The organism is Stutzerimonas stutzeri, from assembly GCF_038561965.1.
Lineage (GTDB): Bacteria > Pseudomonadota > Gammaproteobacteria > Pseudomonadales > Pseudomonadaceae > Stutzerimonas > Stutzerimonas stutzeri_AA.
Window position 1 is genome coordinate 3008760 of the sequence record NZ_CP139348.1, and the last position, 26261, is coordinate 3035020.

General features: G+C 61.5%; 33 protein-coding genes. 13 read left to right on the forward strand and 20 right to left on the reverse strand.

The annotated features are described in order from the left end of the window. Positions 1-21: 21 nt before the first annotated feature. Positions 22-429, reverse strand: coding sequence for a hypothetical protein (locus SM130_RS13545; protein WP_102825530.1), 408 nt, complete (start codon positions 427-429; stop codon positions 22-24). Beyond that, positions 430-3603: a phage tail length tape measure family protein gene (locus SM130_RS13550; RefSeq protein WP_102825529.1), complete on the reverse strand. Its 3174-nt coding sequence runs from the start codon at positions 3601-3603 to the stop codon at positions 430-432. Positions 3604-3672: 69 nt separating this feature from the next. Here SM130_RS13550 and SM130_RS13555 point away from each other — a divergent pair, with 69 nt between their 5' ends. Next, positions 3673-4206 carry a hypothetical protein gene (locus tag SM130_RS13555; protein WP_146029748.1) on the forward strand — a complete coding sequence of 178 codons (534 nt, stop codon included), beginning with the start codon at positions 3673-3675 and terminating at the stop codon, positions 4204-4206. A gap of 327 nt (positions 4207-4533) precedes the next feature. On the opposite strand, the gene SM130_RS13560 is transcribed toward SM130_RS13555, so the two are convergent. The 16 genes from SM130_RS13560 to SM130_RS13635 all read right to left on the reverse strand — a co-directional run bounded on the left by SM130_RS13560 (position 4534) and on the right by SM130_RS13635 (position 18968). Continuing rightward, entirely contained in the window at positions 4534-5289 is a 756-nt protein-coding gene (locus tag SM130_RS13560) for a hypothetical protein (protein ID WP_102825527.1), read from the reverse strand. Between the two features lie 12 nt (positions 5290-5301). Beyond that, a complete protein-coding gene (locus tag SM130_RS13565; protein ID WP_102825526.1) occupies positions 5302-5490 on the reverse strand; it encodes a hypothetical protein in 189 nt (62 codons plus the stop codon). An 8-nt stretch (positions 5491-5498) separates the two neighbouring features. Beyond that, a complete protein-coding gene (locus SM130_RS13570) occupies positions 5499-5936 on the reverse strand; it encodes a hypothetical protein (RefSeq protein WP_102825525.1) in 438 nt (145 codons plus the stop codon). Positions 5937-5938: 2 nt separating this feature from the next. Next, positions 5939-6253, reverse strand: a complete 315-nt coding sequence (locus SM130_RS13575) for a hypothetical protein (protein WP_102825524.1) — start codon at positions 6251-6253, stop codon at positions 5939-5941. A gap of 2 nt (positions 6254-6255) precedes the next feature. Then, a complete protein-coding gene (locus tag SM130_RS13580) occupies positions 6256-7254 on the reverse strand; it encodes a major capsid protein (RefSeq protein ID WP_102825523.1) in 999 nt (332 codons plus the stop codon). A gap of 70 nt (positions 7255-7324) precedes the next feature. Next, positions 7325-7960, reverse strand: a complete 636-nt coding sequence (locus SM130_RS13585; RefSeq protein ID WP_102825522.1) for a head decoration protein — start codon at positions 7958-7960, stop codon at positions 7325-7327. Next, positions 7957-9189, reverse strand: a complete 1233-nt coding sequence (locus tag SM130_RS13590) for a head maturation protease, ClpP-related (RefSeq protein ID WP_181019267.1) — start codon at positions 9187-9189, stop codon at positions 7957-7959. The genes SM130_RS13585 and SM130_RS13590 overlap by 4 nt, the downstream gene beginning before the upstream one ends. Beyond that, positions 9189-10649: a phage portal protein gene (locus tag SM130_RS13595; protein WP_102825520.1), complete on the reverse strand. Its 1461-nt coding sequence runs from the start codon at positions 10647-10649 to the stop codon at positions 9189-9191. The genes SM130_RS13590 and SM130_RS13595 overlap by 1 nt, the downstream gene beginning before the upstream one ends. Beyond that, positions 10649-10867 (reverse strand): hypothetical protein, encoded by a 219-nt coding sequence (locus SM130_RS13600; protein ID WP_102825519.1) that lies wholly within the window; start codon positions 10865-10867, stop codon positions 10649-10651. The genes SM130_RS13595 and SM130_RS13600 overlap by 1 nt, the downstream gene beginning before the upstream one ends. Positions 10868-10881: 14 nt before the next feature. Next, positions 10882-12852 carry a phage terminase large subunit family protein gene (locus SM130_RS13605; protein ID WP_102825518.1) on the reverse strand — a complete coding sequence of 657 codons (1971 nt, stop codon included), beginning with the start codon at positions 12850-12852 and terminating at the stop codon, positions 10882-10884. A gap of 2 nt (positions 12853-12854) precedes the next feature. Then, positions 12855-13436, reverse strand: a complete 582-nt coding sequence (locus SM130_RS13610; RefSeq protein ID WP_102825517.1) for a terminase small subunit — start codon at positions 13434-13436, stop codon at positions 12855-12857. A 171-nt stretch (positions 13437-13607) separates the two neighbouring features. Then, a complete protein-coding gene (locus tag SM130_RS13615; RefSeq protein WP_336442484.1) occupies positions 13608-14231 on the reverse strand; it encodes a hypothetical protein in 624 nt (207 codons plus the stop codon). A 153-nt stretch (positions 14232-14384) separates the two neighbouring features. Then, the gene (locus SM130_RS13620) at positions 14385-14717 is read right to left on the reverse strand and encodes a phage holin family protein (RefSeq protein WP_102825515.1); all 333 of its coding nucleotides are present in this window, start codon (positions 14715-14717) and stop codon (positions 14385-14387) included. Beyond that, positions 14710-15075, reverse strand: coding sequence for a putative holin (locus SM130_RS13625; protein WP_102825514.1), 366 nt, complete (start codon positions 15073-15075; stop codon positions 14710-14712). Before SM130_RS13625 ends, SM130_RS13620 begins: the two co-directional genes overlap by 8 nt. A 280-nt stretch (positions 15076-15355) precedes the next feature. Continuing rightward, positions 15356-15964, reverse strand: a complete 609-nt coding sequence (locus SM130_RS13630) for a hypothetical protein (protein ID WP_146029747.1) — start codon at positions 15962-15964, stop codon at positions 15356-15358. A gap of 301 nt (positions 15965-16265) precedes the next feature. Then, complete coding sequence (locus tag SM130_RS13635) at positions 16266-18968, reverse strand: DUF5906 domain-containing protein (protein WP_181019265.1); 2703 nt, start codon at positions 18966-18968, stop codon at positions 16266-16268. 37 nt (positions 18969-19005) lie between these two features. Here SM130_RS13635 and SM130_RS13640 point away from each other — a divergent pair, with 37 nt between their 5' ends. Beyond that, complete coding sequence (locus SM130_RS13640; protein WP_342369038.1) at positions 19006-19587, forward strand: hypothetical protein; 582 nt, start codon at positions 19006-19008, stop codon at positions 19585-19587. Positions 19588-19591: 4 nt separating this feature from the next. Here SM130_RS13640 and SM130_RS13645 read toward each other — a convergent pair whose 3' ends face one another. Both SM130_RS13645 and SM130_RS13650 read right to left on the reverse strand, forming a co-directional pair. After that, positions 19592-19813 (reverse strand): TraR/DksA C4-type zinc finger protein, encoded by a 222-nt coding sequence (locus SM130_RS13645; protein WP_102825510.1) that lies wholly within the window; start codon positions 19811-19813, stop codon positions 19592-19594. Further along, positions 19806-20309, reverse strand: a complete 504-nt coding sequence (locus SM130_RS13650) for a phage regulatory CII family protein (protein WP_102825509.1) — start codon at positions 20307-20309, stop codon at positions 19806-19808. The genes SM130_RS13645 and SM130_RS13650 overlap by 8 nt, the downstream gene beginning before the upstream one ends. Before the next feature lie 759 nt (positions 20310-21068). Here SM130_RS13650 and SM130_RS13655 point away from each other — a divergent pair. The 11 genes from SM130_RS13655 (at position 21069) to SM130_RS13705 (ending at position 26249) form a co-directional block, all read left to right on the forward strand. Then, positions 21069-21758, forward strand: coding sequence for a S24 family peptidase (locus tag SM130_RS13655; protein WP_256044973.1), 690 nt, complete (start codon positions 21069-21071; stop codon positions 21756-21758). Positions 21759-21787: 29 nt separating this feature from the next. Then, positions 21788-21994: a carbon storage regulator gene (locus tag SM130_RS13660; protein WP_102825508.1), complete on the forward strand. Its 207-nt coding sequence runs from the start codon at positions 21788-21790 to the stop codon at positions 21992-21994. Positions 21995-22124: 130 nt separating this feature from the next. Beyond that, positions 22125-23042 (forward strand): DUF4747 family protein, encoded by a 918-nt coding sequence (locus SM130_RS13665; protein WP_102825507.1) that lies wholly within the window; start codon positions 22125-22127, stop codon positions 23040-23042. Next, positions 23026-23619 (forward strand): hypothetical protein, encoded by a 594-nt coding sequence (locus tag SM130_RS13670; RefSeq protein WP_146029746.1) that lies wholly within the window; start codon positions 23026-23028, stop codon positions 23617-23619. The genes SM130_RS13665 and SM130_RS13670 overlap by 17 nt, the downstream gene beginning before the upstream one ends. A 212-nt stretch (positions 23620-23831) precedes the next feature. Continuing rightward, the gene (locus tag SM130_RS13675) at positions 23832-24089 is read left to right on the forward strand and encodes a DUF1654 domain-containing protein (protein WP_102825505.1); all 258 of its coding nucleotides are present in this window, start codon (positions 23832-23834) and stop codon (positions 24087-24089) included. 93 nt (positions 24090-24182) lie between these two features. Next, positions 24183-24380 (forward strand): hypothetical protein, encoded by a 198-nt coding sequence (locus tag SM130_RS13680; RefSeq protein ID WP_102825504.1) that lies wholly within the window; start codon positions 24183-24185, stop codon positions 24378-24380. Further along, entirely contained in the window at positions 24377-24958 is a 582-nt protein-coding gene (locus tag SM130_RS13685; protein ID WP_102825503.1) for a hypothetical protein, read from the forward strand. The genes SM130_RS13680 and SM130_RS13685 overlap by 4 nt, the downstream gene beginning before the upstream one ends. A gap of 11 nt (positions 24959-24969) precedes the next feature. Further along, on the forward strand, positions 24970-25245 hold the full coding sequence (locus SM130_RS13690; protein WP_102825502.1) for a hypothetical protein: 276 nt from the start codon (positions 24970-24972) through the stop codon (positions 25243-25245). Beyond that, positions 25242-25607: a hypothetical protein gene (locus SM130_RS13695; protein ID WP_102825501.1), complete on the forward strand. Its 366-nt coding sequence runs from the start codon at positions 25242-25244 to the stop codon at positions 25605-25607. Before SM130_RS13690 ends, SM130_RS13695 begins: the two co-directional genes overlap by 4 nt. Beyond that, positions 25604-25861: a pyocin activator PrtN family protein gene (locus SM130_RS13700; protein WP_102825500.1), complete on the forward strand. Its 258-nt coding sequence runs from the start codon at positions 25604-25606 to the stop codon at positions 25859-25861. The genes SM130_RS13695 and SM130_RS13700 overlap by 4 nt, the downstream gene beginning before the upstream one ends. A 40-nt stretch (positions 25862-25901) precedes the next feature. Then, complete coding sequence (locus SM130_RS13705) at positions 25902-26249, forward strand: hypothetical protein (RefSeq protein WP_102825499.1); 348 nt, start codon at positions 25902-25904, stop codon at positions 26247-26249. Positions 26250-26261 lie beyond the last annotated feature (12 nt).

Here is a 26261-nt window from a genome sequence, read left to right on the forward strand (position 1 = left end):
AGCCCGCACGGGGGCGGGCTATCAGGGTTCGGTCAGAGGGTTCGGTGGCGGCGCCACGGTGATCAGGCGAATGTCCACTTCGTAGAGCCAGTCGGCGCTAGGGTTTACTTGGCGAAACAGCGGCTTCGCCACGAGCGGTGCGCCTTCGACCCGGTTGAAGATCACATGAAATTCACGGCCATCCGGCAACCGCAACGGCATCACCCGCCCCGGCTGGTCACGCAGGATCTCCAGCTGCCGAACCACCGACAGCGGCGTCCAGACCCCACCGTTGCTCTGCAGCGTGATGGGCCGCCCATGCACCTTGACGCCCTCCTGCACGAGCAACGCCCCGGTAATGCTGCGCTCCTGCTCCTGCGCAATCGCGTCCCACTCGAACTCATCCACCCATTCGAACTGGTCATCTAGATCAATGGTATTGAGGATCATCTATCGGCTCCTGAGCCCGGCGCTCTCGAGGATGCCGAGCAGCCTGGTTTCGTCCGTGTCGCTTTGCAGGCCCACCTCGACCGACTGGCCACGCGTGGTTTCCAGTCGAATGATTTTCGGCGGCTGCTGAGGCTGGACCGGCACGGGCGCGGCCTTGGTCACCTGTTCGGCCGCCTTCTGCTGCGCATCCTGCATGCGCTTGCGAGACGACTCGCGTTCGATCTCGTCCAGCGTGCGCAAGGCCGCCTGCAGGTTGGCCACAGCAGATCCATCGCCGGACTGGCGGGCCTCTGCCTGCTGCGCCTGCAGATCGCGACGCCGGCTGGCATAACGGGCCTTCTCGATCTCCTCCTCGGTACCCTTGAGCTGCAGCAGTTCCATTCGCAGGCCGTCGAGCGTGCTGCGGGTGGAGTCGCCCATCTGCCGCATCTTCTGGTTGGCCGCCTCGATAGCCGACTCCAAGCCGGACAGATCCGACTCGTCGAGCAGGTCGAGGTTGCGGCGCGCACTTGCAGCCGAACGGGCGAATGCCTCGGTGGACATCGTGCCGCTTTCGTAGCTCTGCATCAGGCTCTGCAATGCCCGCTTCTGCTCCAGATAGCTGACCTTGACCTGCTCGGAACGGACGAAGGTTTCCATCATCCAGCGACCGAAGCCACTGGCACGGCTGCCTTCGAGATCGAGAGCGCCTTGCAACTCCAGGGCGCGGTCCTTCGCCTTCTGTAGTGACTCCGCCGTTTTGTCGAGGCTGCTGGTGTCGATGCCGGTATCGGCTTTCTTGATGCCCTGCAGCGCATCGAAGGCATCTAAGGCCGCGGCGCTCAGCTCAGCAAGCGGCATGCGCGAGCGGTTGAGCACTTCCTCGAAGAAGTTCATGCCGCTGGCAGCTTGCTCGGCACCTTCACCTACACTTCCGAGGCTTCGACGGGCCGCCTCTGTCGCTTCGCCCATTGCCTTGCGCTGGTCGGCCAGCCCCTTCACTGCCTTTTCAGTGGCGGGTTTCACCTCTGCGATCCGCTGGTTGAGTGCCTCCTGCGCCTTGGCGAACTCTTCGGCGGTTATCTTGCCGTCGCCATACGCCTTGCGCAGCGCTGACCGCAGCCGGTTGAAATCGACTTCGTTGGCCGCACGGCTGATGCCGCCCATGATCGACTTCAGGTTGTCCAGCTCATCGGTGGCCGTATTCGCCGCGCCGCCCAACTCACGCAAGCGGCGCTGCACAATCGCCGTGGTGCTGGCGAACTGCTGTTGGCTTAGGTCGCCGCGCTGGTACGCTGCAAACAACTCCTCACCCAACTGCCGAAACTGTGCCGCACCCTCGGCCGCATCGATCTGAGCAAGCGCGCTGTTCATGTCGGTGACGCGCTGCACGACATGCTGGAACTGATCGTCAGCGGCCTGCTTGACGACTTGTGCCTGTTCAGTCGCCTTCTGCTGCACCTTTTCGTTGAGGAAATCCCAGGCGCCGGCCACCTGACCGAAGTCTGTTTTGGCTTGCTGGGCGTAGCCCATACTCAGTTCACCGAGGAACGTGTACAGCGAGTCGGCCTTTGCGCGCAGATCATCGCTGCCAACCATTTCGGCCAGTTGGCCGACCGCTAGCGCCATTCGGCCAACGGTCTGTTGCACTGCCAGAACCAAGGCTGCAGCGGCTGAGTTCACCGTACCAGCGAAGGTGTTCCAGACCGTAGTTAGCGTCGCAGTGGCGTACTGACCTGCCGCGACTGCCTGCTCGATGGCTGGCCCAATCTGAGCGGCCATGCTTGCAGCACGCGCGGCCAGCCCCTCGAAATCGACCGTAGCCAATCGCTCGACGTATTTCGAAACTGCCTCGGCACCATTAACGAACGCGTCCGACAGACTCTGCGCCAGGCGATCCAACCGGCCATCGTTCGCCATTTCGTCGAGGTGATCAGCTAGCTGCTGCAGCTTGCCGCGTACATACTCAAAGGCCCCACTCTCAGCCACTCGGCCAGCGAAGTCTCCGAACTGGTCACCTACTGTCTTCAGCAGGCCGGCGAAGGTGTTCATCCGCGCCGCTGCTGCCGCGCCACCGTAGGCCTCGGTCAGCATGTCCATGATGATGGCTTGCGCTTCAGCCTTGCGGCCAGTGGCTTCAAGCTGCTTGAGGAGACGCTTCTGGCCATCCTCGAACTTGAAGCCCTGCCGGCCCAGCGTGGCGATTGCTTCGGACGGCGACTGCAGCGCGCGCCCTACGATCTCGGCCGACTGCTCGACACTGATACCAAGGCGCTGCTGCTGATCAATCACGATCTGCATCGCGGCCGGGAATTCGCTGGCGACGATGTCGGTGTAGGACAGCAGGCGAGTTTGACCCGCCAGGATCTCCTCGGTGGTCAGCATCGACGACCGCTTGAAGTCAGCTGCCATGTCCAGCAGCTGCTGCGCCGTCAGCCCGGCCGCATTGCCCGTTGATGCCAGCGCCGCCTCGAGCTGCGCCAGCGCCTGCTCGTTGTCGCTACCATCAGCGATCACGGCACGAATGCCGTCGCGCACCAGGTTTAGCCCGCCGCGGACCAGGTTGAAAGCGGCGTTCAGCGAGATGTATGCAGCAGCGAAGGCCAGCACCCGCTTTGCACCATCGCTCAGCGTCGAGCGGGCTGCGTCGACTCGTGATGTGTGCTCAGCAGTACTTCTCGACGCAGCGGCCTGCTCACGCTGTAGGGCTTTTAGCTCTTCAGCATTCGCGGCCAGCGCTTTCTTGGCGCCATCGACCTCCGCAGCGAGCCGTGTCTCCTCGTCGGCCAGCTTGTTTGTATCAATACCTGCAGCCTTGGCTGCCGCTTCCTGATCGGTCAGCGCGCCGGTCAACGATACGAGCGTACGCCGGGTGCGCGATGCCTCTCGCTCCGCATCCTTGAGAGACTGCTGCAGACCCGCCGCTTCAGGATTTTGGTTCAGGGCATCGCGCAGATCGCTTACCCGCTGCTCGGTATCGATCAACCCCTGCTCTGCCTGCGACATCGCTCGGCGGGTATCCTCGATAACTTTAACTAGGCCGCGCGCGTCCTTGGCGGAGTCGAGGGCTTTGCCAAGCTCAGTGGCCTCGTCTCGAACTTCGCTTATTGCCTCAGCGGATTGCTTGGCGGCGGGCGAAAGCTCATCCTTTCCTCTGAGGACAAACTGAATCAGCCGATCTTTGATACCGACCATGGCGGCTCCATTTGAATGCGGATTGTTTATGCAGTCATGTCATTGAAATAACTAAAAACTGAGATGAGAATGGCTATAAACCAAATACTTGAGTACATGCCAACGGCCAGAGAACTACTAGCCCCAGCAGTTGTAGCAGCAATTTATTGGCTAATTAAAAAAGGCATCTCTTTTATCTCTAATCGCTCAAGCAGCTTCCTTCGAGCGATTCGAGCAAAGGAGCTGAAGAAAGCGAAAGCAATTCGGAACGATGGGTATGCTGTTCAGCGACAAATAGGAAAAGAAACAGCGTGGTTTGCTGCGTTTATAATGTCCGCAGTACTCTCACTTGGCTTACTTTCGCTTATAGCGGGAACAGACAAGCCGTTCGCACTCAAGCTGTTTTATTATGTCGTTTATGTTTTGCCCGTACTAGTTGTTGAACTAGCTTGGCTTATACAAAACAATTTTGTGAGCGTACTTCTAGAAGAAGCTGCTCGCATTCCAACAAGGCTACACAGAGCGCCAGAGCCTCGAATCCAATCGACCAAGCGAATAAAAGACCGCGAGAAGCGGCGGCAGCTAATCCGCGAGATTAAAATGAAGCGCTCCCAGGGCCAATGAAACCTATGAGAGGGTATTGATATTATGACGAATGCTGATCGGCGCCGACTTCTACTGGACGCGATGCACGGCGGAGATATAAATAAGAGATTCAGACTAATACTAGCCATCTTGGAACTTTCGAGCGGCACGGTAATTGACGGATCACAACTCGCCGACAGGCTAGTCCCGCCACACGCGGAAATCAAAGATGAAGAGTTGGCGATGCTGGAGCAAGCGCTTGATTTTTATGAGACGCCGGACGAAGTATGGAATTACATGAGGGTAGTCCTGATCATAATATAGCTGCATCCTAGATGATGCCCCGCCGAGCAGCGGGGCGTTCATTCAAGCCACCACATCCATCTGACAGAACTTACTGATCCCAGCACCCTGCACCAGATCATCGGCCAGCAGCTCGACAGTGCTGGCAAGCTTGACGTATTCCTGGCTGAACACTGGCAGTTCACTAGTCAAGCCGAACTTAGCGCGACGAGGCCGCAAGCTGAAGGGCTCGCCCGATTGCGCATCGTTCAGGCCAGCGATGTACAGCTCCAGTTCGACCGGGGCGCCCGCCAGCATGTGCAAGGCACTGGCTTTCAGAGGCGTGTAACTGACCGAAACGCCAGCAGCCGTGACGGCAGCGGACTTGCTGATAATGCCGTGGGGCGTCAGGACATAGTCGGTACCCGCCACTAGTTCAACCCCTTCTGCCGGGGCGGCAACCACAGTATTCACCGTTACCGTTTTGCTGGTATCGGGAAGGTGTTTGAACGGGATCAGCTCGCCGACCACTCCACCAGCGATGAGCTGCTCATCCACAACAGGCGTCACCGCAACGGACACGATGTTGGAATTGGTCACGCGTGCAATGTTTTCGGGGGTCAGGTCGTACATGCCGATGGCAGCGGTAACGCCGGTTACCTGCTCTTTGACGTTGCGATTACCACCGCCACCGCGGTAGTTCGGCAGTTGCTTCTTCTCGGTGGCATACGCCACGTTGAAAGTGTCGCAGTTGCCGATGTCGAGGAACGGATCTTGCGAGCCATATTTGCGGGCATAGATGATGCCCTCACCAATGAAGCTGCGGTCTACTTGGGCCATTGCGGGCTCTCCTTACTTTTTGGTTTCGCCCTTGGGGGCGGAATTTGACTGGGCTTCCGGCTGAGGTTCCGGCTTAAGAAAGCCTTTCGCTTTGGCGTGGTCAGCAACGGCTTGTGTGACGTCTTGTGCGCCAACCTCGTAGCGCTTGACGTCACCGCCCTGCTGGTAGTTGAACGGTTTACTGATGGTGACTCGCGGCATGGTTGGCCTCACTTGAGTGGTTGCAGGTAGGTGATTTGCAGCGGCAGTACGTGGCATGCCCAGCGGCGACCTTCACCGGGCGGCATTGGCGTCTCTGTCTGGAACGAGGCGGTCTGCACGCCCTGGGTCGTCAGCCCGGCCTTGGTGCCAGGGAGGGCAACCTTGATTGCCAGCCGCGCCGCGCGCAGCGCCGGAGCAAAGCCCCGCCGACGAGTGATGGCGGTGACGTTGAGGGTGACGCGCTCTCGCACACTGCCGGACCCGGCTCGCTCGACTTCCACGGTTTGCCCTGGCTGGATGACGATGAAGTCATCCGGCAGGGTCTCGTCGTCAGAGTCGAGAATGCGCAGCACGCTGTCCTCGAAAACCAAGCCACCGAACGACGGCACAACGCCAAGGCGCGCGATGACCTCCGCGACGATGGCGGATTGCATATCGATGAGCATGATCAGGGCACCACGTAAAGGGTGAGCCAGTGGCCGTCATCGGTGGCAATGCCGTCGATGTGCCAGGTTTTGCCGTCGAGACGGAACGCGCCTCGGCGATCAAACGGTTGAAGCGAGGCCTTCCGGACGGTGATAGTCACCGCCCGATCGAGCATGCCGCTAACCGTATCTAGCCGCTCGACATCGCGATCGAGAATGACCTCGACGCCGCTGGCCAGGACAGTACCGGCGGCGTTTAAGTAGCCGGCGGTGCCGTCGTTGAGGCTGGCCATGATGGCGGCGTCCATCGCCGCCAGTGAATCGCCGAAGCCAGCCATGGTCAGATCGTCAGCTCGCGGACGGAGGCCGGCCGGGTGCACAGGTGCAGCGGGTTGGACTGCGCCTCGCCTTCTACGCCCTTGCCGAACTTCATCATCTCCAGCTTGGAGTAGTACGGCATGCCCTCGGTGTTGACCGTCTCCATGTAGTCGGCCGGGGCGAACGCGCTGATGAACAGCTCCGGCACACCGGTCGGCACTACGAAAGCGCGGTCTGCCGGGACAAAGGCGGAGCCGCCCAACTGGCCCTTGTAACGCTCCCAGGTGATGCCGCCGAACTCGAACGGCTGCCGGCGATCACCCATCAGTGCCTGAGCGGCCTGCCAACCCAGGTAAGGTTCGCGGACTTTCGGGTGGGCAATGAATTTCTTCCAGTACTCCTTGCCGCAGTACGCATGGGCACCGGTGCTGGTGACGGCGCCGAGGGCGTCTTCTTGCGCGTCCAGCACCTCGACACACTTGCCGCTCACGTCCGTGTCGTCGTTGTTCAGCTCCATGCTGAAGGCTTTCGGGCGCTTGATATCGAAGCGCTGGAAGATGTCGAACAGAACGCTTTGCCCATCCGCGTCCACCACCTTGCCCATGATGGCGCCGATACGCTGGAACTCGTGGGTGAGGTCAAGCTGGCGGCGCGCCTTTTCGATGCGCCGCGCCACGTAAGCCTGCACCTGCATCAGCTCGGTGAGGCTACCGACGGCGCGGATGCCCTGAATCTCATCCGCCAGAATCTGGAAGGTCTGCGGTAAGTGCACGGTATTGAACGGGATCAGAGTGCGCATGCCGCCGATGACTGCCTGACCGGCACTACCGCGAGCTGCGGCTTTGACCAGTGCGAGCGTCATGCCGTCCTTTTCGATCTGCACGACGGTACCGGCTACGCCTTGCTCCTCGAACAAGCCGGCGGCAGCGATCTGCCCTGGCAGCACGTGGTCTTCGTTGATGACGGTGAGCAGCGCGTCTACGCCGAACGCCTCGTCTTGGAAAATGGTGATCTCGGCCATGTTGGGCTCCTAGAAATGCGAAGCCCCGCATTTGCGGGGCTTGGGGTGTTGGGGTTGCTGCGAATGGCAATCAGGGGCGGATGATGATGCCCTTGGCCAGCAGGTCGGCGCGGCCGTTGGCGTCCAGACCGGTGAGCAGGCGCTCGATGACCTCGGCGTCGCGCATCACGCCTACCGCGCGTACGTCGTTGACAGTGGCGTCCACCGAGGCGAACAGGATGCCGCTAGCCGTACGCCGACCATCGTCAGTGCCGGCTTCGTCATAGCCCGTGTATTCGCCCAGATTCGCCAGCACGGCCAGAGTGAAGCCATCGTCCACGGCGAAGTCGGTCGAGCCATCGCTCAGGGTGAACGTCAGCCCACCGCCAGTAAACGGCTGGCCTACGGTGCCCGTACCCACCCGCGAACCGGTCGGGTCAACCAGATCGAACTTGCCTCCGTTGGCGGCGACCTCGGTGATGGTGAGCAGGTAATCGCCGGTGATGGCTGCGCTGGTGACGGTGACGGAGCCGACGGTACCGTTGCCGGTGTTGCCGGCATCGGCGGTTGGGGTCAGTGCGTTGGCGGCAGTGATCAGCGCGATCAATGTCCCAGCCATGAGGATGCCGGAGCCGGCGGCAATGACCACCTCCTCGCGGCTGCGGGTGCCGTTGGCCTCCGAAAGGAGGAACTCGCCGGCGTACACGCCTTCGGTTTTGATGGTCATGCTTGTTTTCCTCCTTTCGAGGCTTGGGGGCGGCGCCGGGCGTAGACCTCACTCGGCGACGGGGGTTGGTGCGCGCTGGCCTGGGGGACGTCGTCCAGCGGCGGCAGGTTGCTGATCTCCACCTGCCCGCTGTTCTTGGCTAGCTTGTCGAACAGCTTTGCCCGGGCCTGCTCGCCGGTCAGGCCCGCTTCGATCAGCCCCTGGGCTTCATCCGGCAGCTTGGCTACCAGGCAGGCGGCGCGAACATCCTTGGCGCGGTTGAAGTGAGCTTGCACAGCCTCGCTGCTGGCCAGCGCGCTGGCACGGATCAGGTAGCTGACGCAGTTGCTCATGCCTGCTTGCGCGCAGTCCGCCGCAAGCTTTGCGGCCAGCTCGGCAGCTTCAGGGGGCTGAGGTTGCGGGTCGGGTTCCGGGGTCGGTTCCGGCTCGGGCGTTGGCTCGGGTTGGGGCTCGGGTTGGGGCTCAGGCTCAGGAGGCTGCTCTACTTCGCCAACCAGACGCAGAGCCGCTTCGGGCACGTTGCGATAGCGGTTGAGGATTTTTCCAAGCGGGGCGTTGTTCACCAGCGGTTCGCCCTCGCCGAACACTTCGTCAACGAAACCGTGTGCCTTGGCCTCGCTTGCGGTGAGCCAGGTCGTGTCGTTGATCATGCGGCGCAGCTCGGCGTCATCGATGGTCAACGTGCGGTGCTGGTAGCTGGCGACGATGCCCTCGAAGGCCTTGTCCATCATGTCGGCCATCTTGCGCAGCTCGTCGCTGTCGCCAGCCATGAAGGTCCAGGGATTGTGGATCATGAACATGGCGTTGTCCGCCATGGTCACGCGGTGCGCGCCGCACACCGCCACGCTGCCAGCACTGAAGCACGCGCCATCGATCTGGCCGGTGCAACGCTCGCCCAGCGCTCGCAGCGCGTTGTGGATGGCGATACCGTCGAAGAGGTCGCCGCCGATGGTGTCGAAATGCACCAGCACCTGCGAGACGCCGTCGTCCACTTCCTTGAGGTCGCGGATGAAGTCTCCCGAGGTCACGCCCCAGAAGCCGATCTCGCCATAGATGTAGACCTCGATCGGCTTGCCGCCCTCCTCGTCGGCCGACTGGATGCTGTACCAGTGTTCGGCGTTGAGCTGCGGTGCGCCTTCGGCACGGTTGAAGATACGCGGCTGCTCCAGGGTGCTGATGCCCCAGCCACCCAGCATGACCGCCAGCGCGAGGCGGTTGGTCATTTTCATCATCGGGTTTCCTCTTTATCGCCCGCCAGCGCGGCCGTGTCAGTGGTGTAGTCGAGGCCGAGCGTCTGGGCCCGGGCGTTGTCGTCGGCGTTTTCCTGGTCGATGACCTCTGCGTCGTAGCCGCTTCGCAGTGCGTGTTCGCTGCGGCTGGCCAGGCCTCCCTTGATCTCGAGCAGCTTGCCCTGCACGTCCTGTACGGGGTGCATGTAGGCCCAGCCTTGCGGTACCCAGCGGGTGCGAAGGTAGTCGCGGCGCTTTGCCTGGTAGTCCGGCAACGCGATGGCACCGGACAACCAGGCGGCGTCGAGCCATGCCGCGCGCACCGGACGGCACAGCTGAAACACGTACACACCGAACTGCAGCTGCTCGATGCGGCGGCGGAACTCGTTCAGCAGCACGCGGAGAACGCGGTCGCTGATATCTGTCATATCGCCGGTCAGCAGCTCGTAGGGCAGCTCGATACCGGCCGCTGCAGCCATGAGCTGTTGCCGCATGAAGTCGACGTATGTGTCACCCGCCGAAGGCGGGGCGGAGAACACGACCTCCTCGCCTTCGAGCAGCTCCTGCATGGTGCCCGGCTCCATCGCCACCATCGGGGTGCCGTCGGAGTCGCTGGTGAAGGGCTTGCCGGTCACCGGGTCGACGGTCGGCGGGCCATCCGGTCGAGGCTTGGTGATGAAGCCGGCGAAGAGGTTGGCCACTTCTTGGCGGAAGAGCACCGCGTCGTCGTAGTTGTCGAGCGACTTGAGCCGCAGCAGCACCGGAGCCAGACGCGGGATGCCACGCAGCTGTCCACCTTCGAGGGGCTCGAAGATATGAAGCACTTCGCTTGCCGGGATGCGATGCAATGCGTTGTAGGTGGTTCCGATGGCCCTCGCATCGCCGGGGTGGTTCTTCCACATCCAGTACGCCACGCGGCGACCGACCTGGTCGAACTCGATGCCAGCCCGCACCACGTTTCCCTTGCGGGTAACGAAGTTGCGGTCCAGTGGCACGAACTCAGGCGGCAAGATCTGCAACTGCAACGGCACCACCAGGCCATCCTCGGGCTTGCGGTAGCGCAGCCTGACGAAGCACTCGCCAGACTCTTCGACCATTCGCGCGATGACGCTTTGCTGGCCGTAGAAGTCGGTCAGGTTGTCGGCATCCGACTCGTCGGTCCAGTCGCTCCAGAGCTCGTTGATGGCGCTGCGCAGCGCAGGGTCCTTGATTTGCGCACGGGGGGTGATGCCAGTACCAATCAGGCTGCTGACCCGTTTGGAGATTCCGCTAGCGGCCCAGGGGTTGTTGCGCACCGCGGCCTTGGAGCGCTTGCGCAGCGCTGGCAGTGCTGGAATGGCGACAGCGTTCAGCGCTGCCTCCGGCGCGTCCCAGCCTTGAGCGCGGCGACCATTGCCGGCCCCCTCGTAGCTGTTGACCACCTGCAGGCGGGGTGACTTAGCACGGATTCGATAACCCATCACGCCCCCTTGCCACGACTGTAGAGACGAATCTGCCGGGGCCGGCCGTGGCGGGATTCCCGTGCGGCCTCGACGGCGTACTGGTCCTCGAGCATGCGCAGGCTGGCGAGTGATGCACGATCCAGACGGCGATCACCCTTGCTGACGCTCTGCCCTTTCTCAAGCAGTTCCTTGATCGACGCCCGGACTTCATCCAGGCGCTGTTGTGCGCTTGCCATTGGGCGCCCTCGTTTCATCGTTTCAGGTAGGCGCTGCGTGATACCCGGCGCGCGGTGGGTGATGGTGCGGGCTTTGCGAGAGGTGGGCTGGCTGTTTTCTCGGCATCCTCCTGCAGGGCAGCGACGTTGCTGCTCGCAGCTGGATGCGCGAACAAGCTGCCCTGGCTTACTGCAGCGCGCAGCCTGTCCCACTCGGCTTGGTGATAGCGGTGCAGCCCCAGGAACTGGGCAGCAGCCTGGTTGTAAACCAGCAGGTCGAGTACTTCGTTACGCTCGGCCTTGCCCTTCACCCAGACGGTTCGCTTGTAGCCCTTCACGTAGACGGTAATTTTTCGCTCTGCCACTGCTTGGTCGTAGAACTCGTCGGGCAGATCTTTCGAGAAGTGCAGCGCGCCAGGGCCGTCGGCGAACGGGTAGCGGTTGTAGATCCAGTCCTTCGCAGTGTCGGTACCGATGATCCAGAGCTCTGCGCCCTGTTTCTCAGTCTGGCCGTTGTGCTTCACGTCGACCTTCGACGGGCGCTGAGCCAGAACCGGCCGGCCTGGCTTGCTCGCGCCCTTCACCGCGAACACGTTTCGCCAGCGGCGCAGACGGGTGAACTGGTAAACCTCGTCGGTGTGGTGGCCACCGGAGTCGATGGCCGTGGCGCAAATGGCCATTTCCACGCCCGACATATGCCGGTACCGGCGCTTCAGCTGCTCGTCGAGAGCCTGCCAGGTGCGCTGGTCGGCTGGGTCTCCTGGGATCACGGCGAAATCTACAACCCAACGCTCTAGCCCTTCGCCCCATCCAATCACCAGCATTTCAAGGCGGTTGTGCTGAACGTCTACCGCGGCAGTGAGGATCAGCACACCAGGCGGAACCGAGCCCAGGCTGTAGTCCTCGGCGCGGGCCTTCAGCTCGCTGGCCTTGGTCATCTCCTGGGCGGCGTCCCACACCAGCGCCAAGCGGGTGTTGTAGAACACCTGCATGGGCTCGTTATCGCCACGGTCGGCAGCTTGCTTGGCCTTGTCGTACTGCTTGGCCAGGCTCTGCCACGAGAGCCAGCCCAGTGGCGAATACAGGGCATTCAGGTGGAAGCCCACCGTTTCGCCGTCCCCCTGCGCCGTTGCACGCCACTCGCCGGCCAGCAGCATGGCCGTTTTGTGGTGCTCTTCGATCAACGCACCACAGGCCGGATTGCCGCACAGGTAGTCGACTCGCTTGTAGTCGTCCGTCCACTTGAGGTTGCCCCACTCCAATACCTGGTGGTGCCCGCAGTGCGGGCACGGCACGAAGTAGCGTCGCTTGTCGCTCGCTTCGTACAGATCGTCGATGCGCGAGGCGCCCTTGATCGTCGGCGAGCTGGAGAAGTAGAACTTCGCCTTGCGCCCGAACGTGGTGCCGCGAGCCTCGGCTAGCTCGATGGGATCGCCTTCGCTGTCTACATCGACGTCCCAACGGTCGATCTCGTCGCCGTAGATGTATCGCGCAGCCAGCTCTGCCAGGTTGGCAGCGGAGCCTGCGGTGGTGCAGTAGAGCGTCCCGCCTTCGAATTCTTTGGTATCCAGCGTGTTGCGGGCGTCACGCGAACGCGGTTTAGCGACGCGCTTGCCCAGCTCAGGGACTGCCTTGATCGTCTTGTCGATCCGGCTGGAAACTCGGCGGGCCAGCTTCTCGCTGGGCAGCAGCGCCAGGATATTCGCCGGCGCCATGTGGATGTTGCCGCCGATCCAGTTGAGCGCGATCTGCGTCTTCATCATCTGCGAGGCAACCATGGTCACCACGCGCTTGCACGGATGTAGCGGAGAAAGGCAGCGCATTGGCTCGCGAGCGAATGGCGTGCGATCTGTGTGGTACTTACCGGGCTCAGCGGCGCCTGTGTCCTTCGGAATGCGCTGGTATTCGTCAGCCCACTGGTCAATCCAGAGTTCGGGGTCCAGGTGCAGGCCCCTCAGGTATGCCGCGCGGTACGTGGCGGCACCGTTGGCATAGGGGTATTGCATGGCTAGTTCGGCTCCTTCGCCCCCTGTTCCAGCTCGGCATCCAGCTGCACCAGGCTGGCGGCATCCTCGAGGACGCTGCGCAGCAGCTCGGTCAGGCGTCGTTCCATTTCCCAGGTATCGGTGATTGCGATCAGCTCGCCAGCCACTTTCGGCGGCAGGCCGAGGATCAGGTCGCGCAGCGTGCGGGCAGTGTTGAAGGCAGCGAGGTCGACCGCCTTGCGCTCGACCAGCTCGCCACGGCCCTTGAGGAATTCGTCCTCGGCCAGCAGCGAGAGGAAGTGCTCTCGGTGCGCCCGGGCCTTTTGATAGGAATCGCCACCCCCCGCGGGCGGCATGCTCGACGTCTGTGCGTGTGAGGTGACCAGCGAATGCACGCCCTTCTCGGCCCGATCACGCTGGTGGCGCTCAGAGACGCCGGCCTTGCTCGGGTCTGCCGTTTCGCCAAGCAATGCAAGAGTGGCTTCGACGTCGACCTTCTTGCCGTCCTCGGTCAGCACTAGGCGGCCCTGCTTGCCCAGTTTGGAAACATACGGCCGAGACCAGCCGCGGCTATCCGCGAACTCAGCCTTTGTCATGACCGTCATGCATTCACCTGTTAACCGAAACAGCATGAGGGTTAACCGATTAACCCTGATTAACTAACTTCCAGCCCCACCCACTACCGCGAGGGCGGGGTTCGAATTACCCTTGCCGGCGGCGCCCTTCCAGGGGCCCCGGCGCTTGGAGCCCAGGTCTGGCAGGGCTGGATGGACAGGTCAGCGCCGCCGCTCGAGGCTGGGCAACTTGCCTGCAAGGGCATCAGCGATGGCCTTGTCGATGTTCGCTTCCAGCTGCGCGTCGTTCTCTGCGACCCGGCGCACCACGTCATGGAACTTGAAGCGCTCGCGATACTGCGGCTGGCGGACAAAGGCGAGCACCATCGCCAGGTTCTTGCCGCGCCGCTCGGCGATGCCGATGGGCGTCTTGCCCCGCTTCATCACGAAGAACGCCAGCGCGTGCCCCTTGCGAAGGGAGCGCCGGCTATCGGTCGCCGCGTTGTCCGAGCCGGATAGCTTCATCGCCTTCAAGCCCGACAGGATCTGCGTCATGTGTCCCTTCTGGATATTTCCGTAGGCATCCAGCCGGGCGCCCGCGGCGGGTACGACGAAGCGCCCAGCCGGAAGAATCCCGGCGTCGCGCAGATACTTCTCCGACCGGCGCGTGATCCGGTCACCACCATCGACCTGCGGCAGCAGATAATCCTCTGCGCTGAATGGGTTCTTCCCGCCCGACTCGTCCTGCACCCACACCGCCGCTTCAGGGTCAGCTGAAGGCTTGGCGCGAAAGATCCGCACGCTATTCAGCGTCCAGGGCGTGGGCCGATCGAACACGCTCTCCATTTCAGCTCGCAACGCAAGCCGAGCCTGGTTCGCCGTATGGTTCAGAGCGTCAGCTAGCGCCCGTGAAGCCAAGCCTTTGCCTAGCCGATCAAGCGATGCCAGCGCATCATCCAGATCACGGGCATTGATCGAGCCTCGCATGATTCACCTCGCTCACCGCACCGACCCCGTCCGCCTATCCTGCTGCCGCCGCTCCACGCCATCCCAGCCGTTCGGGCGAAAGGCGCCGGCGAGGTTGCCGCCGCTCTGCCACACCGCCCAGGCGAACACGGCCAGCAGCACCACCAGTGGCCAGGCCATGGCAGGCACGCGCAGCTCACCAGTCAGGATGTAGATCACCGCGGCGCCGGCGCAGCCCATCACCAACATGGCCAGGCAAGACACACCGCGCCGGAACCGCGCAGCGCCACGGCGATAGGTGAACAACCGCGTGAACAGCACCACGCACACAAGGAACGTCATCTGAGTCAGCAGAGCACTAACCATCCGCGCCTCCGTCACTGATCGATGGCACGCCTCGCCGGCGGATGGCGGCCAGCGCCAGCGTCACCACCAGCACCGCCGCACCGAATGCGGCCGGGCCTGGGTAGGCGAACGGATGAAAGCCCCAGAACTCCGCCTCCACGATGGCAGGCGCGAACTGGTAACCCATCACCGCCGATACCAAGAAGAACAACAGCCGCTTCCAGATCGGCAGGTCATACGTCGTAGTCACATACACCAGCGCACCCAGCAGCGCGCCGACAGCCGCATCACCGTTCACGCCAGCCATGAAGCCAGCCAGGCCGGCACCGGCCGCTCCTGCCACCACAACGCCTGCCGTGGTGCTCGTTGGCTCAGCCATGCAACGTCTCCAGCGGCACAAATGAAAAAGGCCCACCGTTTCGGGTGAGCCTTGGAATGGGTGCCCTCTTTCGAGGGCTGGCCTGCCGGGGAACAGGCCGCGACACAGCACGTCGCTTGGCGGTTATCGCTGCGGGCGCAGCTCTACAACCATGGGGACTTTCTACAGCCGACATGCAACGCCCGCAACCGCCGATTTTTGCAAACGCGGTTGCACACACTTGTGCACGCTTGAGCACGGTTGGACGCTGTTCGCGCCAAACCCAGCCGACGAACGGTCATCACGCAGCCCCCGCTTTACGGCCAACCGCAGCGTCCTTCACCGCCCTAGCCGCTGCCTTGCGCTCGGCCACCCGCTTGCGCTCAGCCCGCGCGTTCTCCCGCGCCACATCACGCGCAGCACGTGCACGCTTCACTGCCGCCGCGTGCGCATCCGTGCCCCGCTCCGCCGCCTGCAAGCGGGCCAGCGCTACCGGCCACTCCGCCTGCAACTCGGCATGCAGCTCATCCACCTGCGCGCGGTACGTCCGCATCGATATACCCAGCCGCGCACACTGCGCCGCCACCGCTACAGTCTTCGGTCCCTGGCAGTAGCGCACATGCGCCAACCGCTGCAGCACACGCCCGCGCGAGCCCTGCCCCAGCGGCGCGTCCTTCGCCATGCCATCCAGCGCCATTGTCACCGCCTGGCTCGCTCGGCTGATCGCCACAGCGCACTCCACCAGTGAGAGGCACCGATGCCCGCCCACACCGCCCGGCGCATCGTCACCCATCCGCCCCAGCGGCGAGGCGATGGCCACATCCAGAGCAGGGTTCACAACCTCACGGCCCCACGCCTGCAACAGCACCTCCATGGCCTCGATCATGCTCTGCCCCCCAACCCGACACAAAAACCCCAACCCAACACAAACCCAACACACTCAAAACCCTTATAAATCAATGCCTTCGAAGCAGCTGTGTTGAGTGTGTTGGGTTTGTTGGGTTTTTCGGTCCTCGCGTAGCAGTTTTTTCTCGCTTCATCAGCCCCGTTCAGTCGTTGCAACAAAACACACGCATGCGCGCGCGCGACTCCAAACCCAACACACCCAGCACACACCCCGCAAAGCGGCGCCGTTACTGGCCTGCCTCTGTGTTGGGTTCGCAAACCCAACCCAACACAACCCAACACACCCAACACACTTTTCGTCGTATTCATGCCGCAGCCCCCTTCAAGTGGTCCCAGCCGCCCACATCCCAGCCCGCCAGCTTCGCCTTCGCCCGCCAGGCCGCCACATGCTGGCCAAGCGCAGCTGCGTTCATAGATGGGGGCAGGGAAGAGTCCGGGTCATTAGGAAAGAAGAAGGCCCCGAAGCGCCGGTTCGCCCCCTCCGTCCAGGGAATCGACCGCGTCTTCTCCACCTCGGAGCTGATGAACAGGCTGAACTTCGTCTGGCTCATCGCGTGTTCACGGTTGCGCTGGCACCACTCAAGGAACAGCGCGTAGAGGTCAGTCGACAGGCACGCGCCCCAAAGCTTGTGCCCCAACTCTCCGTGCTGCCACTGATGAAGGAAGGTCTGCCAGCCAGCCCGCGACAACGCCACCAGCCGCTGCCGGGCATCCGTGCGCGGCGGCCGGGTGCGCTCATTGAAGTCGCCCAGGTCCACATCCAGCAGCCAGCCATAAAGGGCAGCCACCCCGCCGTTCGCCAGCTCCGCACCGATCGCCCGCTGCCGTTCCTCCGGCAACGTCTCCAACGGCCACATCACCAGAAAGCGCCGGTCCGACTCACTGATCGGCCACGGCAGGATCTCGTTCGAGAGGAACACCGCATTCATATGGTTGGCTTCCTCCCAACCATTGATGAACTTCGATTCCATCCGCACCGTCTTGCCAGTGATCAGATGCTTGATCTTGCCCACTTGGTTGTAACGCTGGTCGCGGCTCACGACTTCCTCGAACACCGCCCACAGCTTCCGGCTCTGCCACGCATTGAAGTTGCTCTCCAGCTGCGTCTGCCCCACCGTCGCCGCATACGGGCCATACAGCGCACCCAGCGTATCGGCAAACAGCAAGCTCTTGCCCGAGCCCTCCATCACCGAATGCATCAGCACAGCCGTGTCCAGCTTCGCGCCCGGGTGCTGCAGCGGATAAGCCAGCCATTTCACTAACCACGCCAGCGGCTCCGCCTCGTGGTTGCACAGAAACGAGATCAGCCACCGCAGGTTCTCGCACGCCGCGTCATCGCGCACCGGCTCCTGCGGCAGGCCCTCGAACGTGTTGATATACACCGCCGGGTCCTTCGTCATCGTCGGGTCAAAGACGATGTGGTCCACATCCACCGTTCGGCGCTCGGCACTGTTCAGCCACAACGCATAGGCATCGCCCAGTGCCATCTTCACCGCGCCCTCCGGAATGCGCCGCTTCTTCTCGCGGTCCCACACGTCCTTCGTCCCGTCGATGTACACATACCGCTCGATGGGCGTCATCCCCAGCGCCGTTGCCTTCTTGCCGGCCATCCGCCGCGCCTGCTCCAACTCGCGCACCGTATCGGCGCCGATCAGCTTCTTGCCAACGTCATCGGCCCAGGCCTTCGCCAGCGGCTTCGTCACCAGCGCCTCGAACGCGGTCTTCTTCATCACCGCTTTCTTGTCCTGGTCCCAGACCTGCGTCGTGCCCTCAACCAACGCAAACCGCCGCATCACCTGCTCACTGGTGAAGCCCACCCCCTGCCCCCCGTTGTCGGAGGAGCCGGCCGCCGCAGCGGCTTCGTCAGCGGATGGGTCCGGGGAAGGCTTACCAGCAGCCACAGCCGCATCGAGCTGCTGCGCAACCGCCTCCAGCCCCCAAGCTACATGCACATCGTTCCAGTCCTGCCCCGCCTCGCCTTCGGCCGGCAGCGTCGGGAATGCCGCGATGCCGCAAACCTCCCCCGCTGCCGCTTCCGCCTTCTTCCGGCCCGGGTTGCCCGGCTTCGTCGGGTCATCGTCACCGGTGACCACTAGCAGCGCTTCCGGGCACTGCGCCGCCAGGTCACGCGCAACCGCCGGCATGTTGCCGGAGTCCAGCGCCATCGCCACTGGCCAGCCCTTGGCCATATGCACGCTCGCCGCCGTCGCGTAGCCCTCGGCCTCGGCGATCACCGCTGCGTCGGCCAGCTCGCCCAGCACATGCCGGCAACCGGCCTTGCGCCCGTACTTCGGGAACAGCTTCGTGCCCTGCTCGTTGATCGCCTGCAGGCTCCACAACTTGCCAGCCGCATCACGCAGCGGAATGGCAATGCTGCCCGCCTTGAACATCAGGAACGACAATGAATCCGGCCGGGGCTTGGGCATGGCCGCGAAGAACTCCCGCGTCTCGCTGCCCACCCACACATCGCAGCGCTGCCGCTCGTCATCGATGGCCAGCACAACCGTGTAATGGAAGTAGCCAACGCCAAAAGCCCCCACCTGCTTGCGCTCCAGGTAGGGGCTTTCGCCTTGCGGCTTGCAGTGCTTAGTCCAGATCAGCTCACAGGCAGCGGCCACGGCTTCGCGCATCACCTGCGCCCTCGCCTCGTCCGCTTCGATCTCCGCCTGGCGCACCGCCCGCCGCGCTTCCGCCTCGGCATTCAGCCGTCGCTTCTCCTCGGCGGTGATCGGCTCTCGGCGCGGACGCCAGCCGTTGTCCTTCGCCAGCTTGATCACCGTGCCCATGCCCGTGCCCGCCTTGCGGAACGAGCGCCAAACCGTCTTCGCATCCGCCGTGCTGTAACTGTCAGCGCCGGCACTCCAGGTATCCCAGGCATCGAACCCATTACTGCTGAACTCCGCCTTAATGCCCATGCCCACCTGCAACCAGGTGTCACGGTCATCGGCTTTGATGTACTGCAGCAGCTCGGGGAGATCGGCCACGGTGAGGGGTACGCGCTCAGACATTGGCGCACCCTCTAGTCTCGTGCACCATGGCACGTTCGTGACGGAACTGGAGTCGAGGGCAATGGAGTGGGTATTTACTTGGTTCGAAGCGCATCCTGGGACCGCGAGCTGGGCGCAGGCCATCGGCACGATCATCGCTTTGGTAATCGCAATCGCCGTCCCGTTTCATCAGAACCGGATGATGCGCAGGGAGGCCTCTATCAGAAACCACGAGCAGGCAATACAGCTTTTTGATTCGCTCGGAGCAATGGCCAACTTCGCGGGCCACTTGCTTTCGATGGTCCAAGATGAGCTGAACGATGACGACGGCGTTTTTGGAACGCTGTCCTTCGCTCGGGAGGATCACATGTTTTCCAGCATGCAAGTTGAGCTTGACCGATACCCGATTCACCAACTGCCCGACCACGACAGCGTGGCTACAGCGCTTGAACTCAAAAGCACATATACGCGGGCCTGCGTCACCCTTCGTGCCTCCATAGATGCCTTCCAACGCAACGATTTCGCGGCCTATGGAAACGAAACCGAACGATTCAGGTATGAGTTCGCGCTTTATTGTGAAGTCGTGGAACGCCTCAGTACACAAGCGTCCAACTACCGAGCACGTATCGAAGCAGTTTGAGGGCTTACCCACGCCTCACCCCCGCATTCCGCTTGTCCTCGTCCGCCTGGCAAGCGATACACAGCCGGCACCCCTTCACCGCCTCGCGCCGCGCAGGCGGAATCTCGTCGCCGCACCCCTCGCACTCACTAAGGCTCACGCCCTCATAACGCGCGCGGCGCGCAATCGCCGCCTCCCGGTCTTCCAGCTCGCGCTGTTGCGCCAGTTCGAATGCGCGCTCATCCATGGGCCACCTCCCCGCCTGCCCTGGCCTCCGACATCGCCAGTTCAGCGCCGGCGACAATGCCCAGCACGTGACCAATCACGCGGTTGGCGTGGTAGCGCAGCGCCTCGACCTCATGCGGCAACCATATGTTGTCCGCAGCGCCCTCATGCAGGCTCGCCACAAAATCCCCTTCTGCCCGTAGCAGCTTGCCCAGCGCATTCAGCGCGGCATGCGTGGCCGGAACCGGCGCGGGCACATAGGCCACCGCACCGGCCGGGCGCACCAAGGCCGCCAGCAGGCGCGGGTCGCGCGTTGCCGCAACGATTTCCTCCAAGAACTCAGGGTGAATGGGGCGATTGCTCGTGGGGCTGACGCGCTTGTTCAGCTCGTCCGGGTCCATCCCGATGGTCAGCGCCACCGCGTTCTGGCCCCCTGTTGCGTCGCGCGTGGCGCGGTAGAGCGCCTGGCGGGTGTTCAGCACCGGGCCGGTGCCCGGTAAAAGATCCTTGCGGCTCATAGCGTTAATGCCCCGGTAACGCTGTAGCCAGCCGCAGGGCAGTTGCCCTACAGTTGGCCCACAGCTCGCGACCCTTCCCGATACGTGCTGTGTCCTCGGGTCGCGGGTTGAGGTAGTCAGGGGTGGTACCCGTCTACCGGAACGCTGGGTCAAGGCTGCTTTACTTTGGTGAGTGGGCGCCTTGATTCCAGCCTCTACATCCACCTGCCGCCGTGGCGTCAGGTTTGTTGCTCTTGGCCCTTGGGCCTGCCCGTTCCGGTCTGCTGGTGAGGCTCCCGGTGCCAGCCCCCGCTGATACTGAAAACAGTGGTGTGTCCCAGCGGAGTTGAAAGGGTTATGCGCGGCGGTCTTCCGACCGGCGCTCGTCGGCGCGGCGTTCGCAACTCCGCCGCTCACCTGAACGCCGGTCGGGCAACTGAAGTGTCTCCGGCTCAGCGGTACCAGCCTTGCGCGGCGCGGCCGCTGCTTTGAGACGAGCAACATCAAACGAAGCGCCTTGCTCGCTCGCTAAGTCCGCTAATTTGGTGAGATATCTCGTTTCACCCGTGTATTCCGTACGGGGTAACGAATTGGCAGCGATCCATTTGTAGACGGCTCTAACGCTGACTCCACAAGCCCGTGCGACAGCCTTGGCTCCGCCAGCGCATCGAACCGCCTCTTTCACTGAGCTCATCGTGAGTCTCCCAAGCCAAATGTGAACCTACGGTACATGGTATGACGGAACTGAAAGTTCACGCAAGGGCATGCGAAATTGAACCTATGGTTCAACACGAAGATATCCGCACGGCGTTCTCCAAACGCCTCAAAGCCGCCCTAGCCGCCCATGGCGTTGAAAGCTGGGGCGCTGGCGCTCGCCTGGCCAAAGTCGCTGGTGTAACGCCTAAAGCCGCGAGTAAATGGTTGAATGGAGAAGCTATGCCAGGGCCTAGCAAGCTTCTGGCGATAGCGCTGGAGCTTGGGGTTCGTCGAGAGTGGCTACAGTACGAAGAGGGTCCGATGTCCTCGACCCAAGCCGAGTCAGCACCAAGCATAGAGCCAGGGCCGCCCATCATCAGCCCTTTCAGGGAGATCCGCATCGTAGGCACCGCCCAGATGGGTAACGACGGTTATTGGCATGCCCTGGACGAAGGCGATGGAGTTGTTGACGTACCGTCGCGAGACCCGGGCGCCTACGCACTGCGCCTACGCGGCGACTCTATGGCCCCCGCGATACGGTCCGGCTGGATCGCCGTCTGTGAACCCAACCAATCTTGGGTGCCAGGTGAATATGTGATGATCCGCCTCGTCGACGGCGAAAGCATGGTCAAGGAACTGCTGTACGCCAACGACACAGAAGTCAGCGTTATGTCTGTCAACGACGCCTTCGGCCGCCGCACCATCCCGGTCGAACAGATAGAAACCATCCATTACGTCGGGGCCATTCTGCCACCTAGCAAAGTCAGACTCTGACCGAACACATCACGCAAGGAAGCGAGACCATGGGCAACCTCACCCTCACCCGCCGCGAAGGTGAAAAAATCGTCATCCGCGTTCAGCCGGGCACAGATGCCGAAGAGCTGATCGAACAGCTCCTCCTCGACGGTATCATTCTGACCGTCAAAGAAATCAAAGGCAGCAAGGCCCGGCTCTCAATTGACGCCCCGCAAGACCTGCTAGTGCTGCGCACTGAACTTGAAGAAACGTAGCATCGTAATTCGCAAATTCTAATATCGGCCTTCGCACACTTGCGATGATGCCTAAGTAGTATGGCCAATCGCCATACCGAACCTATAATTATAAATTGCCAAACTTTCTGCATCACCGGGGAATGCCTAGATGGCCGCAATAAAGCGCAATAAAGCAAAGCAAATTAAGAAGATCAGGTTTGAAGTTGCCAGCCTCAATATTGTTTTGCATCCACACTCTCCAGAAAGATATATAGATTTATTCAGAACAATTCATGAAACCCAGCTCGACGCAAAGGTACGTGGCGATGACGCTCTGATGCTAGGGTCTTTTTACAGTGCAGATGAAGGATCAACTAAGACTGAAGCATACGCCGGAACAATCTATAAATTCCTGAAGCTGAATGCCGCTGAGGACTGGTTCAACACTTTGAAGATGGATGCTGCCTCGAGAGAGGATGTAAAGGACATTGTCATACCAGATCATTTGAAGCCACATTTCAAGCGGTTTCAGTACGTATTTTTTCCGAAAAAGCATAGACTATATTTCATCAGCAAAAAAACTGATCACAACCTGTCCCCGCTTATGGTAAAGCGTTTTTTTGAGTCTATTTCCACACATGCAAACCTCGCTGAATTCGGCGAACTCAACGTGACTGTTCAGCCGGAAAGAGGCGTAACTGACGAGCTTTTTAAAATTGAAAACATCTCGGTAATCGAATTGGAGATACGCAAGCCTAATCCAGATGATCACGATGATGTCGAGGAAGACATTTTAGAGCGGCTGCAAGAACTAAACGCTGGGAAAGAAAAACGGCAGTATTTCTCGGCCACCCCTGAGGGCCTGCAACCAGATGCTCAGCTGAAAGCGCTCGCAGCAGTAGCCTCGGAGAATGGCTCCGTTTATGCCAAGGGCCGCACCGCGGGAAACATAGTTGAAATCAGCACAAAAGATAGGCCGCTTAAAGCAACCGCAAGCTATAATCCCGACTTACAAAGCGAGCTTAATGCTCTACTTGAAAAAGCAGAAGAACTGCACCGAGAAATACTGAGTGGAAAGGCAATCTAAACGCCGCAACATACATCCTTACGCTGCAACGCTTGTGTTGTGGCGTAGGTATTGGTCCGCGTACGGGGGCGCCAAAGCGCTCTTCAAATCTTTTTATATCCTGCTCGCACTAGCACTAACGATAGTCAATTATGGAAGCTGGTCGCAGCCTGGCTGGTGGGAAGTAATCATCTCTTCCATGCCGACGCTACTCGGATTCACTTTGGCCGGCATGGCTGTTTTCCTGAGCATGGATTCGGGTTTCAGTAAGTTTATTGCCGGAAGCAAAAAAACAGACAAACCTTCCCCATTCATATCTCTGATATCTTCGTTTACCCATTTCATTGTGGTGCAGGTAATTGCATTTACATATGCGCTTAGCGCCAAGTCCTTGTACTTCACAACAGATTGGCTTCCAAACTGGTATTATAAAGCTCTCCCAACGCTGAATTTGATTGGCGGCGCTTTCGGTTACTTCGCATTTCTCTACGCCATTATGCTTATCTTGGGCGCAACATTTGCCATATTCAGAATCTCAGGCTGGTATGAGATGTATATAGGCGCCTTAAAGAATACTGAATCAGATAAAGAAGCCTAATGTATTGGCATTGATTTTTTTGCAGAACGCTTAGATTAGTATTTGCAATCGGTGATTTGAGATACCGTTCGTCGATGCACGCTGCATTTCTAAAGTAATCAATCCCGTATGAGCGCTTTGTTTACATGTGTCGTTTCGCCACTACATCTATCGGTTGCCCGAATTAATCCTCACAACTACTGTGTATACGCACAGTAAAAAGGAGGCTTTTCATGCAAGGGCACGCTGCGCTATCCCACCCCTCTCACCTTTCCACCTACCACCGCCTGGTGCGCCGAGTTAACCGGGCCATCACCACGCCACGCGCCCAGCGCGAGCGCCAGGCTAACCTCGCACGCGAAGAGGATGACCGGCCTGAAGACTGGGACCGGCTCCTCGACGAGATTCAGCAGGCAGATGGCGTTGCGATGACCAGGCGCGATGACGGCAGCGTCTACGTCACTTGGCGCTCTCTAGAAACCGGTAAATGAACTATAGGTTCATTTAAATTTAGCGCCGTCTTGACTACAGTGTACCATTAGTACATATTTTGTCGTGTACCCACTCACCACGGGATCGCGACCATGGACACAGCACAGCACAGCAGCACCCGCTGCCCGGTCTTTCTGCACCCGGCAGCGGCATCCAACCCCTTCACCGTACGCCGTATCGAACGTGAAACCGGCCTGACCGCTCACGTCACCCTGCGCACGGCACAACTCAAGCGCCACACCCTGCCCGCCTTCGAGGGCTTCGGCCCGTTCGGAGGCGACTGCGCATGAGCATCTACTCCCTCACCAAAGGCAGCGAAGCCGCCCTGCAACTGCTGGCAAGCACCGGTGGCAACGACACGCTGCTACTCGTGCAGCCCTCGCGCGAACTGCGCCCTGCAATAAGCCTGGAAGTGCTGCCGGCCATCGACGCAGCTTCTGGTTTCAAGCTTGAGGCGGTGCTGCATCTACGCGAACAGCAGCACAGCATGACCCTACAGGCCGGCGACGGCGCCAACGCCCAACACTTGGCCGATTGGGTCGAGGCCATCGCCAACGGCACGCTCGATACGGCCGAGGCCATTCCGCAGCGACCCAAGCCGAGCGACCTTGCTGCAGCCACGGCGGCCTTTTCCAAGGCAGCGCATGAGCTAAACAAAAAGGCCCGGCAAGCCCCGGTTCAAACCGCCCTGTTGGATGCGTTGAAAAGGCACCGTATCGCGCTCACTCCCGAGTACGAGGGTCGGTGGCACGCTGACCTATATAGCAGCTTCGAGAAGCCGATTTTCAGCGCCGAAGGTGATACCCCTGAGGCTGCCGTCGACGCGGTGATCCGCCGCGCTCTGTCGGCCACCGGCCCCAAAGCCTGAGGCTCGCCACCATGAACCGCACCCTCGACCAGGCTGCCGCCGTGCTGAACATTGGCCCGCGCAAGCTGCGCGCCCGTATGCGTGAGCTGGGCCTGCTCAACCACGCCGGCGAGCTCATCAGTACCGAGCGCGGCCGGGGCCGGCTGTTCGTCGACACCCGCAGCCGCTGGAACCCGGCCATCAAAAGCTACACGCACTACGGCGTGGTCATGGCCACCGAAGCGGGCATCGCCTGGCTGGCCGAACAACTGAGCATTACCGTCACCAAGAAGGACGCCGCCGCATGACCACCTCAGCCGCCCAACAAGCGATCGGCGCGCTCAAGCTCACCAGCCTGTATCTGGACCACCCCAGCGTGGTAGCGGCCGGCGTGCTCCGCGGCGCCTGCGACGACGCCATTGCCCGCTTACGGCTTGACCACCCTTGTGCAGATGACCTTGGCCGGCTCTGGTGCGCGCTGTTCGATGTACTGCCACTCGGGTATCTGCCGCACGTCACCCTCAACAAAGACCCGACCGCCCCCTTCGCCTGCTTCATTACTGACGGCGCCGGCAATGTGGTCGACCGTCAGGCCGGCAAGACCATCGCAGGCATCACCGAGCTGATCCGCCTACGCCTCCCGGCGGGGCGCGGGGAGGCGCAGCCGTGAAGCAACCACCCCAGACCACACTGGAGAGCCTGCGTAGCCGCTACCCCGGCAGTTACATCACCGCCGAGCAGCTGCTCACCGATCACCTGCCGCACATCACCACGGTCAAGCACCTGCGCCGCAAGGTCCGCGAAGGCCAGCTCAACCTCAAGATCCGGCAGCTCGACCCCAGCTCCAACCGCAGCCCCTGGGTCATCTACCTACACGATCTGGCCGAATGGCTGGATCAAACCGCCGCCGCACAAGCGGCATAACCCGCCCCCACCAAGGGCAACCAAAGAGGCACAGCACGCCATGAAACCCACCGATACCAGCGAGTTCATCAACTCCCTCAACGCCAGCGTATTCGCCCAGCAGGTCGGCCGCGCGCTCTCCGACGTCGCCGCCGGCGTGGTCGACCACGGCAAGCCCGGCGAGGTAACGCTCAAGTTCAAGCTCAAGCAGATTGGCCAGAGCAACCAGGTCACCGTCAGCCACACGCTGGACTTCGTGCAACCCACCAAGCGCGGCAAGAAGCGTGAGGACACCTCGCTCGACACGCCCATGTACGTCACCGAGAACGGCCTTGAGCTGTTCCAGACGAGCCCGACCGACCAGATGTTCACCCGCGAGCAGGCGCCCGTTAAAGCCCGCGAAGTCTGAGCCGCATCACCA